At 41.9% G+C, this 11,987-nt stretch carries 11 protein-coding genes; 1 reads left to right on the forward strand and 10 read right to left on the reverse strand.

Going from position 1 to position 11,987, the window contains the following annotated elements; translation table 11 throughout:
• Positions 1-19: 19 nt before the first annotated feature.
• The 6 genes from AC0YN7_RS22425 to AC0YN7_RS22450 form a co-directional block, all read right to left on the reverse strand.
• Positions 20-1,219: an anhydro-N-acetylmuramic acid kinase gene (locus AC0YN7_RS22425; RefSeq protein ID WP_475812251.1), complete on the reverse strand. Its 1,200-nt coding sequence runs from the start codon at positions 1,217-1,219 to the stop codon at positions 20-22.
• Positions 1,220-2,080: a carbohydrate ABC transporter permease gene (locus AC0YN7_RS22430; RefSeq protein WP_475812252.1), complete on the reverse strand. Its 861-nt coding sequence runs from the start codon at positions 2,078-2,080 to the stop codon at positions 1,220-1,222. It lies immediately after the preceding gene.
• Between the two features lie 18 nt (positions 2,081-2,098).
• A complete protein-coding gene (locus tag AC0YN7_RS22435) occupies positions 2,099-3,001 on the reverse strand; it encodes a carbohydrate ABC transporter permease (protein WP_475812253.1) in 903 nt (300 codons plus the stop codon).
• A 93-nt stretch (positions 3,002-3,094) separates the two neighbouring features.
• The gene (locus tag AC0YN7_RS22440; protein WP_475812254.1) at positions 3,095-4,537 is read right to left on the reverse strand and encodes an ABC transporter substrate-binding protein; all 1,443 of its coding nucleotides are present in this window, start codon (positions 4,535-4,537) and stop codon (positions 3,095-3,097) included.
• A gap of 56 nt (positions 4,538-4,593) precedes the next feature.
• On the reverse strand, positions 4,594-5,508 hold the full coding sequence (gene murQ / locus AC0YN7_RS22445) for an N-acetylmuramic acid 6-phosphate etherase (RefSeq protein ID WP_475812255.1): 915 nt from the start codon (positions 5,506-5,508) through the stop codon (positions 4,594-4,596).
• Positions 5,509-5,712: 204 nt separating this feature from the next.
• Complete coding sequence (locus AC0YN7_RS22450; RefSeq protein ID WP_475812256.1) at positions 5,713-6,576, reverse strand: MurR/RpiR family transcriptional regulator; 864 nt, start codon at positions 6,574-6,576, stop codon at positions 5,713-5,715.
• A gap of 339 nt (positions 6,577-6,915) precedes the next feature.
• Here AC0YN7_RS22450 and AC0YN7_RS22455 point away from each other — a divergent pair, with 339 nt between their 5' ends.
• Positions 6,916-7,317, forward strand: coding sequence for a cupredoxin domain-containing protein (locus tag AC0YN7_RS22455; protein WP_475812257.1), 402 nt, complete (start codon positions 6,916-6,918; stop codon positions 7,315-7,317).
• Between the two features lie 72 nt (positions 7,318-7,389).
• Here AC0YN7_RS22455 and AC0YN7_RS22460 read toward each other — a convergent pair whose 3' ends face one another.
• The 4 genes from AC0YN7_RS22460 to desA all read right to left on the reverse strand — a co-directional run bounded on the left by AC0YN7_RS22460 (position 7,390) and on the right by desA (position 11,889).
• Complete coding sequence (locus AC0YN7_RS22460; protein ID WP_475812258.1) at positions 7,390-8,832, reverse strand: nicotinate phosphoribosyltransferase; 1,443 nt, start codon at positions 8,830-8,832, stop codon at positions 7,390-7,392.
• Positions 8,833-8,987: 155 nt separating this feature from the next.
• On the reverse strand, positions 8,988-9,587 hold the full coding sequence (locus AC0YN7_RS22465; RefSeq protein ID WP_475812259.1) for a response regulator: 600 nt from the start codon (positions 9,585-9,587) through the stop codon (positions 8,988-8,990).
• Positions 9,584-10,720 (reverse strand): sensor histidine kinase, encoded by a 1,137-nt coding sequence (locus AC0YN7_RS22470; protein ID WP_475812260.1) that lies wholly within the window; start codon positions 10,718-10,720, stop codon positions 9,584-9,586. Before AC0YN7_RS22470 ends, AC0YN7_RS22465 begins: the two co-directional genes overlap by 4 nt.
• An 83-nt stretch (positions 10,721-10,803) precedes the next feature.
• Positions 10,804-11,889 (reverse strand): Delta(5) desaturase DesA, encoded by a 1,086-nt coding sequence (gene desA, locus AC0YN7_RS22475; RefSeq protein ID WP_475812261.1) that lies wholly within the window; start codon positions 11,887-11,889, stop codon positions 10,804-10,806.
• Positions 11,890-11,987 lie beyond the last annotated feature (98 nt).

Raw genomic sequence — 11,987 nt, forward strand, 5'->3', positions numbered from 1 at the left:
CCTCCATTGAGATTGAACGCTAGTATGATATTTTCCCCATGATTACAGCTCGTTGTGCTCCTGTAACGATAGGAAGATTGTTGGGTTGTCTAGCCAACGCATAATCAGCAAGCAAGGCGAAAGCAATGGCCTCCTTAGCATCACTGTTATGACCAACCTCTTCCTGCGTAAGCAGCTGCACACCCATAGATTCCATTTCATGCTGAAGGAATTTCATCAATACAGGGTTATAGCTGCCGCCTCCGCCCACAATCATTGCATCAGCCGGATTGCGTTGCCGTATATATCGCCGATAGGCATCCCCTATCGACCACGCTGTAAGCATGGTGACGGTTGCAATGATATCTTCAGAAGATAAATGATGCTCTTGTTGATAACGTAACAACTCATCTATATAAGAAGAGCCAAAGAGTTCTCTACCCGTTGATTTGGGCAAAGGAAGGCTGTAATATGCCTCTTGTTGAAGTAGAAGAAGAAGCTCTGCATTTACATTTCCTTTATCAGCAATGGCCCCTCCAGTATCCATCGTTTTCTCTCCGGGATATAAGGCAGATATCATCCCGTCGATCAGCATATTTCCTGGACCTGTATCAAAGGCATAGACCTGTTCTGGTGTACCGCCAGCGGGAATTACGGTAACGTTGCCAATACCGCCGATGTTTTGTAACAGCAAGGTACGATTGTCCTCTCTGTACAACAGATATTCCGTGAACGGAACGAGCGGCGCACCTTGACCACCCACTGCCATATCAGCCACTCGGAAATCAGATACACAGGTGATCCCTGTACGGGCAGAAATAACTGCGCCTTCCCCAATTTGCACGGTGTAATGCAGATCGTAACCATCCACAATTTGCTCCTCCGGAGCATGGTAAATGGTTTGACCATGGGAACCGATAACCATAATATCTTTGGGCTCCAGATTGGCTTTTGCTATAACGGAGAGAGCTGCCTTCGCATATAATTCACCTAGCCATATGTTCATGCGTCCTACACGGTCTACCGTTGCCTGATTAGGATCGAACAAACGAAAGATCTCTTCCCTGGCTTTAATCGGATAAGACAAATTCTCGAATGCAATTAGTTCAACTTGAGGCTGAGCGCCTAGCATACCGCTAATCTCTATTACAGCCGCATCAATACCATCTACTGAAGTACCGGACATCAATCCAACAACATAGCGACGATCACGCACTGGTAATATAGCTGTAGGAGTCATTTAGCCTTTCACCGCTCCCACTGTTACGCCTTCCAAGAAATACTTCTGAAGGCTGAAGAAGAGAATAAACATAGGCAGTGCAGAAATGGTAGCGCCCGCCATCATCGGTGCGAAATACGTTGTATTTGCAAAACGGAAGTTTTTTAAGCCAACTTGAATCGTCTGCATATCCATCGTATTCGTAACGAGGAATGGCCAGAAAAAAGTGTTCCAGTTTTCCATGAAAGTGAGAATTGCCATTACAGCCATTACGGTTTTCGATAACGGCAAAATAACTTTGAGATAAATTTGAAACTGATTAGCGCCTTCCATCTTCGCGCTTTCAATAATCTCTTTAGGAATCGTACTCATAAATTGTTTGGCTAAGAAAATGTTATACACAGTAACTAAACCTGGCATGATCAAAGCACTATACGTATTCTGGATTTGGAATACATTCACAATTAGAATATACAGAGGCACCTGAGTTACTTGATAAGGAATCATCATTGCACATAGCAACAAAGTAAACAGGGCTGCTCTGCCTTTAAATTGTATTTTCGAGAAAGCATAACCTGCCATACTGGCAAAAAACACATTGGATACCGTAACTGCTCCAGCTACTATTAGAGAGTTAGTAAGCCAACGAAAGGAATATTCACTGTAATCAAAGAAAAACTTGTAGGAATCAAGTGATATCTTTGTAGGGAACAAGGAGTAACTCATCGCTCCTGCTTCAACTGGATCCCCTAAGGATGAAATAATCATGAAATAGATAGGAAACAAGGTTGCTAGAGCAAACAGTAAAAGCAGAATGATAATAATTGTATTTCTAAAAAACTTCATTTTATTATTAGCTAAATGGTTGTTGAACAAAGCCATACTTGATCCACCCTTTCCTTAATATTCAACTTCTTTGCCAAGGAATTTGAATTGGACCAATGCTATCCCAGCGATAAGAAGTGCTAAAATCAAGGATTGTGCAGCTGCTTCGCCGAATTCAAAGTACTTAAATGCGTTATTGAATATGAGTAAGCCTACCATCGTGGTCGAATTATCCGGACCGCCGCCTGTCATCAAGTAAGCGTTTTGGAACACTTGGAACGAACCAATAACTCCGGTAACCAAAAGAAATAAAGTCGTTGGCTTCAAACATGGAATGACGATATACCATAGCTTTTGCAAGAAGTTTGCTCCGTCTAGCTCAGCAGCTTCGTAGTAGCTCGTATCTATACCGAGTAATGCAGCCAAATAAATGATAATGCTTGTTCCATGGCTTGATAACCAAGACATGAATACTAGAGAGAACATAGAAGTAGAACTGGAACCTAGCCAATTCTGACTGTCGATTCCTACTGTACCAAGTAATTGATTCAGAATACCGGATGACATTGGATCAAAAATCCACAGCCATACAACCGATAGAGCGACACCGGACGCAACTGCAGGAAGATAAAAAACCGCCTTAAACGTCGTCTGCATCCATTTCTTCAACGGCAAAATCATGATCGCCACAGTAAAAGATAAGAATAGCGCTACCGGGACCGTTAGAATCGTGTAGACTATCGTATTTTTTACAGATTTCCAAAATAAAGAATCATTAAATGTATTGATATAATTATCAAATCCAACATAAGTAGAACCGAGCGGCTTGTATTCCTGAAAACTGATAATGAAGGCGCTAGCAACTGGGTACGCCGTAAATAGCGCAAATACTACTAACGCTACTGCGATAAACGTATATCCCCAAGCGCCGTCTCCTCTAATTTTCCGCTTTTTTGCAGGTTTCATCGTTTGAATCATTTTGCCACACCTCATTTCAACTATCAGTTTCAATAAAGCATATTCGGATAGTCGCATGTAAATCCACGCACACGACTATCCGAATATAATCAATTAGTCTTGAACAACTTTGTCTTCACCAAACGCTTTGATTGCAGCAGCTTTTACCGCTTCATACATTGCTTCAGGAGTAATTTCACCTGCGAGCAGGCCTTGTAATTTAGGAATAATTACTTCATCTTCCAGTTTGATTGCTTTCGCGCCTAATTCAACTGGGATATCAGGACGTGCAGGCGTTGCATGCTCAAGCATCGTTTCAACAGCTGCAATATTGTCAGCATCTCTGTTAATTGTCATACTTTCGGCTGCTTCTCTGCCGCTTTTCGTAATATGTGCCGCGAATAGATCGTTGTTAGTGGTCGCCGCAACCTTGCCGCTTGCTAGGAAGTAAGCTGCCTTTACAACATTCGCTTTATGCTCAGCTGTTGGTTCTTTCTTGCCGCGGAAAGTTACATATCCGTCAACAACAGTGCTTGACTTGCGTTCTTGTCCTAAGAAAGTAGGTACAGGCAACACAATGTAATTCGCTTCGATGCTTCCTTGAACAGCACTGCCATCATTAGCTTTAAGTTTCTCGTTGTTCTTATTAGCAGAATTCTCAAAAGTTGCAAGGCCTTTTCCGGTAATCATCGTTTGGCCGGTTAGGAACATATTCCAACGTTTACCTGCATCAACGGAGCTGAGCTCTTTCGGCATTGAACCGTCGTCAATTAGCTGTCTAACCGCTTTCAATACTTCCAAGTAATTTTTACTTGTGTATGCATATTTCAAATCCGTTGTAAACGCAGCAGGCATACCTGCATTTTTGATTAAGATATTCAGATAGTCTTTAGCAGCAACACCAGCTGTCGCGAACACAAACCCATAACGACTTGTATTGTTTCCTTCTTTTACGACGCCTTTTTTGATTGCTTCACGGAATTCCTCATAAGTCCAACCGTTTTTTTGTACGTTTTTCCAGTCAATTCCCGCTTCTTCAAGGAACTGCTTGTTCCCGCCTAATGCGTGAACCTCCATGTAACCCGGGAAGCCATAAAGTCCACTGCCATTTTTCATGTATTCTAGTGGTGCCGCATCATAATCAGATATCATCTCTGGCGTTGCGGTATCCGTAATATCCATCAGCATTCCCTGCTGAACATACTTGGAAATACCATCAGAGCCTATGAATGCGATGTCTGGAGGACTGCCTGCGTTAACCTGTGTATCTAGCTTTTGTGTCATATCTTCCCAACTTGCAGGTTCTACTTTCAAAGTTAGATTAGGATATAGTGCATTAAAATCCTTCTCCATTTGTGCGAAGTTGTCTTGAAAACCAGAAGAAACTGGCGGCAGCAGCGCTGTAATTGTATCTTTCGCCCCTGTATTGCCTGTGTTTGTTGTATTGCTTGGACCTGCAGCATTACCATTGTTGTTATTGGATGAACAAGCGACCACTGTTGTTAAAGACAAGCTTACAGCCAATACTGAAGCCATAACACGCAATTTTTTTTTCATAGAAGTATGCCCCCTTAAGGATGTCGTATGATTTGAATATCATGTACAAATACAGGTTAAACAACTTTAATACAGGAACGTATTGCCGCTTTCAAGTTGCCATCGCAGTGATTGAGTGCCTGCTGAGCATCGTCTGCATTTAAGCTGGTTTTGATCATCATAATGGCGAGCTTACAGCTCATTGAAGCTTTTTCTAAATATTGAGCTGCAATACTCCAGTCAACACCAGTGGCCGTCTGAATAATTCGTATAGAACGGTCATTCAACTTGTTATTACTAGCCTTTAAGTCAACCATTAGATTATTATAAGTCTTTCCTAGTTTCACCATCGTACACGTTGTAAGCATGTTTAGAACAAGCTTCTGTGCTGTTCCTGCTTTCAACCGTGTAGAGCCAGTAATTGCTTCCGGCCCAACGACTGGTGCGATACACACTTTGCAAACCTCTTCTAATTTGGAATTTTTGTTGTTCACTACCCCTATTGTTGCGGCACCGAGCTCAGCGGCTCTCCTTAAACCGGCAATGACGAAATTTGCACTTCCACTTGCAGAAATTCCAATAACTGCATCTTTATCCGTCACACCACACCGCTCGATTAATGCGATCCCCTCCTCTGCATTGTCTTCAAACCCCTCCACAGCAAATCTCAAAGCATGGTCTCCTCCAGCAATATGTCCTTGCACAAGCAAAGGATCAACACCGAAAGTAGGTGGACATTCCGATGCGTCAAGCACACCCAATCTTCCTGAAGTACCAGCCCCTATATAAAACATCCTGCCGCCATTTTTAAGCAGATGATGTAAAATATCAACCGCTTTCATAATTTGCGGAATTTCCTCAGCTACCGCAGCCGGCACCTTGGCATCCTCTTGATTGAGTAGTCTCAAAATTTGCTCTGTTGTACCTTCATCAATCCTCTCTGTATCTCGGTTGATCTCCTCCGTCGTCAGTCCAGCAAGATATTCGTTCATAGCATTTCATTCTCCTACCCTGATTTTTGTTATGTCATATTCTATGACACACATTCAGTTTCTTAGGTTAATATTAATCCTCTGTATTAATTTCGTCAATAGATTCTGAAATAAAATTTTATAATAAATTTAATTGTTGTTTTTTTAATTCTTTTTCATCAATAAAAAAAGACACCGGCTGATATTGGCCAATGTCTGCTTTTGTCACTTCTTATGCTTGCTCGCTAAGATATTATGAGTTTTGGATAAATACTTTTTAACATTTTGATATTCAGCGCTAGCCACACCTGCAAATAAAATATCGATAACAGTCAGCATGGCAATTCTAGATCCCATAGCGCCGCTTCTTATCGTTATCTCTGGTGTTGAAATGCTTAGAAGGATGTCCGACTTTTCCGCCAGCTCGCTTTTGTTATATTTCGTAATGGCAATAATGCTTGCTCCATTCTTCTTAGCAATTTCCAGCGAATCAAGAATCTCTAACGTATCACCAGAATTAGAGACAAAGATAGCCACGTCGCCTTTTCCCAAGAGAGTTGCAGCAGTAAGTTGACTATGCCCGTCGGTATACGCGTTGCACATTTTATTAATCCGGGTGAATTTTTGTTCCCCATCTTTACATGCCAAACCCGAAGCACCGATACCAAAAAAAACAATACGATTACTGGTTCGAAGAACTTTCACAGCACGTGCTACTTCATTCCGATCAATTACACTAAGCGTATCCTCAATTGACTTGACATTGTTGTGTGAAATATTAGAAATGATAACGGATAATTCGTCTCCTGGCTGTATATCAGTATACTGATCCTTCTGCTCCTCATCCATTGAGCCTAGTGAGGCAGAAATACTTACGATAAAACTGCGGTAGCCGCTATAGCCCATGGTTTTACAGAAACGAAGAACAGATGCGTCACTAGTTTTACTCAGCCCAGCAAGACCTTTAATCGAAAGATGGGGGATTTCTTCCATGTTAGCCAATATACATTCTGCTACCATTTTCTCGACAGGCGTCAGGCTCATCTTCATATCCCGAATCTTGATCAAAATATTATCATTAATCGCCATTTCTGTTCCCTACTCACCATTAAATTTCTACTGCCTAAACTTAATAAAATTCAACTTTATATTAAGCGTATTCATACTAAAATTCAAGATTATTTTAATTTCAGTATAATTATACTGAATTTTAATTTCAAAATAAAGATGTCATTTTAAATTTTTCATTCTATTTTTAATTACGAAAAATGAAATCCTCATGCTATAATAACATGAAAACGCCTCCATCTGATTTATCGTCATACGCCTCTTCGCAGGTTTAAAAGAACAATAAATCGGGTAGGTTAAAGGATAATGGATCGGTATTTGTTTTACCATTACACCTTTCCTACACAGGAGGAATACACCATGAATAAGAGGCTGCTATATCTCGTTTTGACGATAACTGCTTTGACATTGGTACTAGCTCTAAGCGCATGCGGGAAAAACAATGTCAACAACGGAACTAACGTCGCACCAAGCCCTACTGCTGGAGGCGGCACTAGTCAAACGAAAGAGATCACTATTTCAGCTACAAATTTCGAATTCGATCAGAAGGATATTAAACTGAATGTCGGAGACACGGTCAAGCTTACACTTAAAAATGTAAACGGCAATCACGGTCTGCAAATCCCAGGTTTGAATGTCAACGTCACTAATGGCGAAACTGCTACTTTCACAGTAAAAGAAGCCGGTGTTTTTGATTACCATTGCTCGATTCAATGCGGTTCTGGTCACACTAATATGGTCGGCAAAATCACCGTTTCCTAAAGTATTGTTATATACAAATAGGGGCTCCAGCCTAAGGAGCCCCTATTTGTTGAGCAGGACAACGAGTACAAATTACATATGATACTGCTTGATTAAGTCCATCTTCAGCTTCCATGTCTCTTCACTTAAATTGACACGGTATTCTGCGGGATTCAGCTTGCGTAAATATTGCGGCCAAAAGAACTCAAGCTGCTTCTGATGATGAACTCGAATTTGCTCAAGTGATGGTATTTCATAAACAAGCTCACCATCCGAAAAAATGGGTTTTAATAAAGGAACAGCAGAGTAGTTGTCTATATATTTATGAATATACGGATGGACAGGATCAAAGAGCTTGACTCGTTCACCTCTCTGAAGATGCTCCTCATCCTTGAGCGTAATATAATCTGCTTCCGCTTTACCAGTCTCCTTATTTATAATGCGGTATACCTCCTTAAAGCCGGGGGTTGATACCTTCTCTGGATTGGCTGATATTTTAATAACAGGAACATACGTCCCTTCCTTCTCCCGCGCAACCAGCTTATATACGCCGCCGAGTGAGGGCTGATCTGCTGCAGTTATGAGATTGGTTCCAACTCCCCAGCTATCAATTTTTGCCCCTTGCCCTTTTAGATTAAAAATCAGATTTTCATCTAAATCGTTAGATGCAACAATTTTTACATAAGGAAGGCCCGCTTCATCAAGCTGCATACGAGCCATCTGTGAGAGATAAGCCAGATCGCCGCTGTCAAGACGAATGCCTTTCAATTTTTTACCTTGCTCCTCAAGAAGCTTTCCGATCTTTATCGCATTCGGCACACCGCTTTTTAATGTATCATACGTATCGACCAGTAAAGTCACATGATCAGGCAGTGCTTCAGCATATTTGCGAAAAGCATCCTCTTCCGTATCTTGACCCTGTACCCATGAATGCGCATGTGTGCCCTTGGCCGGAATACCGAAAATCATCCCCGCTCGCATATTGGAAGTCGCATGGAAGCCGGCTATGTAGGCTGCTCTCGCCCCCCATATCGCAGCATCCGCCTCTTGGGCTCTTCTTGTACCAAACTCAAGCAAAATATCATTAGGCGCAACCTGTTTAATACGCGACGCCTTGGTAGCGATTAACGTCTGGTAATTCAGCATATTTAAAATAGCCGTTTCAATCAGCTGCGCTTCAAACACTCGCGCTTCCACTCGCAGCAACGGTTCATTCGCAAAGACAAGCGTACCTTCTTCTACCGAATGGATATTCCCTTTGAAGCTAAAATGACGCAGCTCCTCCAAAAATTCCTCTTTATAATTTTCTTCCTGCAAACGCAAATATGCAATTTCCTCGGCCCCAAAGCTCAGTGAACGAATATACTGAACAATTCTCTCCAGTCCAGCAAACACAGCATAGCCGTTACCAAAGGGCAGCTTGCGAAAATTAACCTCAAATATCGCTTTCTCGTTCATGCTTCCCTGCATCCAATGCGCATACATCATATTGATTTGATATTTATCTGTATGTAATGTTAAATTAGGACCATCCATCCTATTCACCTCTTTGTCTTACTTTTTCCTACCAAAGAATTTTTATGTCATAAGCGTAAACGACTGTCAGCGTCCTCTAAGGATAAAGTATTCTTATCTATTAAAAAACAAAAAAAGCCAACCCTATTTTGTCAGTTGGCCTTCATCTTTGCCTTTCATTTAAACCAACCCTTTTCCTTAAAGCGAGTAATCGCTTCGATTCGGTTACTTACATTCAGCTTTTCTAGTATAACAGAAATGTAATTACGTACTGTACCCGTTGTAATAAAAAGCTCACTGGCGATTTCCTTCGTATTTTTCCCGTCTGCCACGAGTCCTAAAACTTCCTTTTCTCGCTCGGTTAATGGATTTTCTTGGCCGTATGCCTCATCCACAAGCTCCGACGCATAGATGCGTCGACCTGCCATGACACTGCGTATGGAGCTCGCAAGCTCCTCGCTCGGACTATCCTTCAGCAAATAACCGCTCACGCCTGCCTTAAGCGCGCGTTCGAAGTAGCCTGACCGCGCAAAGGTCGTCAGTATAATGACTTTTATACCTAATCCTTTAATATCCTCAGCTGCTTCTAGTCCGCTTTTTGCAGGCATTTCGATGTCCATAATACAAATATCAGGCTTAAGCTGCCCAGCTAAGCTAATGGCTTCCTCACCATTACTTGCTTTCCCCACTACCTTCATATCTTCTTCTAAATCAAGCAACGAAGAGAGGGCACCAAGCAGCATTCGCTGATCCTCGGCAATTACTATACGTATCATACCCTCGACTCCTTTATTGGTTGTTTGACTACATTAGGCACCCTTATGATGAGTGATACTCCGTCATCCGCTATAATTTCCATACTGCCGTTAACAAACTCAAGTCTTTCCTTCATTCCTTGCAGACCATGGCCGTTATTATTTCTACGCGGTACCGCAATTCCTACACCGTTATCTTTCACATGGACAATAAGCTCGGTTTGCGACGACTCAATAGTGACGAAACATTCCGATGCGCCGCTATGCTTAACGACATTCGTTATTGCTTCCTTTAGGCACATGCTAAGCACATTTTCAGTAAGCAGTGATGTATTGGTAAGCTTAGGATCTCCTTCCAAATGGAACTCGATATCCGCCGCATTCAAAATTTGCCTCACGCGAAACATCTCGTCCTCAAGCCTCGTGCCGCGCATTTGTGTAACCATTTCCCTAACTTCCTTCAAAGCCGTTCTTGCCGTTTGACGAACATCGTTCATTTCCGCTTGCGCCTGTGCTGGGTTTTTAATCATCAATTTCCCGGCCAAATCACTCTTCAAACCGATGAGAGATAGTTTTTGACCAAGGGTATCGTGCAAATCACGCGCAATTCTTTGTCGTTCTTCCATCTTCACAAGCTCTGAGATCCGTTTGTTGGCATCCTCCAGCTGATCCTCCAGCTTACCCTGCATCTTGCTATTATAAGTGTTAAAGGGAAGAAGGATGACGACGATCAGACTGATAAGGATAAACGGAAACTGTGTAAAGAACAAAGAGTTCTGCGTCGCAAATCCATAATTAACCGTAATAAATGTACTTACAATATGAATCGTATAAAGTGTAAAAAAACCTGCCCGGTTTTTAATATTCCCTATAAAAAACGCTAAAAAAATCGAGAAGTACACATAGCTGAACAACAAGGTCATCGCAACGGATATGATGATTTGTACACTAGTCCAGAAATAGACAAGCCATCCTTTGGAAACAAAGGACAGCCAATAACAGATGAAAAATAAAAGGATCATCCCAATACCTGCAGCCGCTTGGTAAGCAGAGGTCGAACTGAATATAAAGTAAAATGGTAGGATGTAGAAAACCAACCATACATAAGGGCTTAGACCAGTGTTTTTGTGAAAGATTTGATACCACTTACTCATTGGCCGTCCGCCCTTTTTTATTGATCTAATCCATTGAAATGTAAGGATCCTATTCATTTTAACATATCCGTTTGTACGGGCAATTATTTTCCTTGCAGACTAGGACGCGCAGCCTTCAAACTCTCAGCAGCTGCTGATGTAGCAGCTGCTGCGGCATCAACAGGACCCTGTTTACGAAGGCGCTGCTTAACGCTCTTAAAGCTGACAAACTTTTTGTTTGTCTCGTCCCATAAACGGAAGCGAAGCGAGTCTAAGCTTTGAAGAATCGTAATCGTCGTAGCTTTATGAAGCGGCGGTGTATTATTATGAGCTTGCTCTAAATAGTAGTTCGGCACCTTTGAACTTAGGTGATGAACGTGATGGAAGCCGATGTTTCCTGTGATCCATTGCAATACTTTAGGCAATTTATAATATGAACTGCCATCTACAGCAGCATTGACATAACTCCACTCTTCATTGTTCTCGAAGTAAGAGTCTTCAAACTGATGCTGTACATAAAACAACCAGATACCGAGCATACCAGAAACGAAAAATACCGGACCCTGTACCAGAAGTATAGCTTTCCAACCAATTGCAAAATACAGCCCTGTATATAATAAGACGAGAAGTAAATTAACCAAATAGGTGTTGTTGCGTTCTTTACTTTTAGCACCTTTAACATTAAAGCGATATTGAATTAAAAATACGCCGATTGGGCCGAGACCGAACATGACGATCGGATGACGGTAAAGACGATACGCGATACGGCGCATTAACGGCGCTGCCGCATATTCCTCTACGGTTAGAACCCACATATCGCCAGTACCTCTTTTATCAAGGTTGCTGCTCGTTGCATGATGAATAGCATGAGAATTTTTCCATTGTTTATATGGAACGTGAGCAACTACGCCAGTAATCGTTCCTACGATGTCATTGGCTAATCTGCTTTTGAAGAACGAGCCGTGCGTGCAGTCATGGAAAATGATGAATGTTCGAATAACAAACCCCGAAGTAACAATCCCCAGAGCAAGTGTAAGCCAGTAAGATATCGAAAGGCTATAATAAGCCGCGTACCATAGCAGCACTAGTGGTACCAACGTGTTAATAAGCTGTCTGACACTCGATTTCAAATCCGTTTTTTCATAAGGAGCGATTGTTTTTTTTAAGTTAGCTTGTTTCGGCTCTGTCATCGAATTATTCCTCCTCAATATGACGCTTGGCATGGATCACGGAACGTCTACCGCTGTATTCTAATCTTATTGTAAAGAAAAGTGCAGGCAAGTTGTAG

Source organism: Paenibacillus sp. J31R122, assembly GCF_056269185.1.

What these genes read in the sequence shown, in the direction of transcription:
- AC0YN7_RS22425 (WP_475812251.1), bottom strand. Translation starts at nt 1,219, where the DNA reads ATGACTCCTACAGCTATATTACCAGTGCGTGATCGTCGCTATGTTGTT.
- AC0YN7_RS22430 (WP_475812252.1), bottom strand. Translation starts at nt 2,080, where the DNA reads ATGGCTTTGTTCAACAACCATTTAGCTAATAATAAAATGAAGTTTTTT.
- AC0YN7_RS22435 (WP_475812253.1), bottom strand. Translation starts at nt 3,001, where the DNA reads ATGATTCAAACGATGAAACCTGCAAAAAAGCGGAAAATTAGAGGAGAC.
- AC0YN7_RS22440 (WP_475812254.1), bottom strand. Translation starts at nt 4,537, where the DNA reads ATGAAAAAAAAATTGCGTGTTATGGCTTCAGTATTGGCTGTAAGCTTG.
- murQ (WP_475812255.1), bottom strand. Translation starts at nt 5,508, where the DNA reads ATGAACGAATATCTTGCTGGACTGACGACGGAGGAGATCAACCGAGAT.
- AC0YN7_RS22450 (WP_475812256.1), bottom strand. Translation starts at nt 6,576, where the DNA reads ATGGCGATTAATGATAATATTTTGATCAAGATTCGGGATATGAAGATG.
- AC0YN7_RS22455 (WP_475812257.1), top strand. Translation starts at nt 6,916, where the DNA reads ATGAATAAGAGGCTGCTATATCTCGTTTTGACGATAACTGCTTTGACA.
- AC0YN7_RS22460 (WP_475812258.1), bottom strand. Translation starts at nt 8,832, where the DNA reads ATGGATGGTCCTAATTTAACATTACATACAGATAAATATCAAATCAAT.
- AC0YN7_RS22465 (WP_475812259.1), bottom strand. Translation starts at nt 9,587, where the DNA reads ATGATACGTATAGTAATTGCCGAGGATCAGCGAATGCTGCTTGGTGCC.
- AC0YN7_RS22470 (WP_475812260.1), bottom strand. Translation starts at nt 10,720, where the DNA reads ATGAGTAAGTGGTATCAAATCTTTCACAAAAACACTGGTCTAAGCCCT.
- desA (WP_475812261.1), bottom strand. Translation starts at nt 11,889, where the DNA reads ATGACAGAGCCGAAACAAGCTAACTTAAAAAAAACAATCGCTCCTTAT.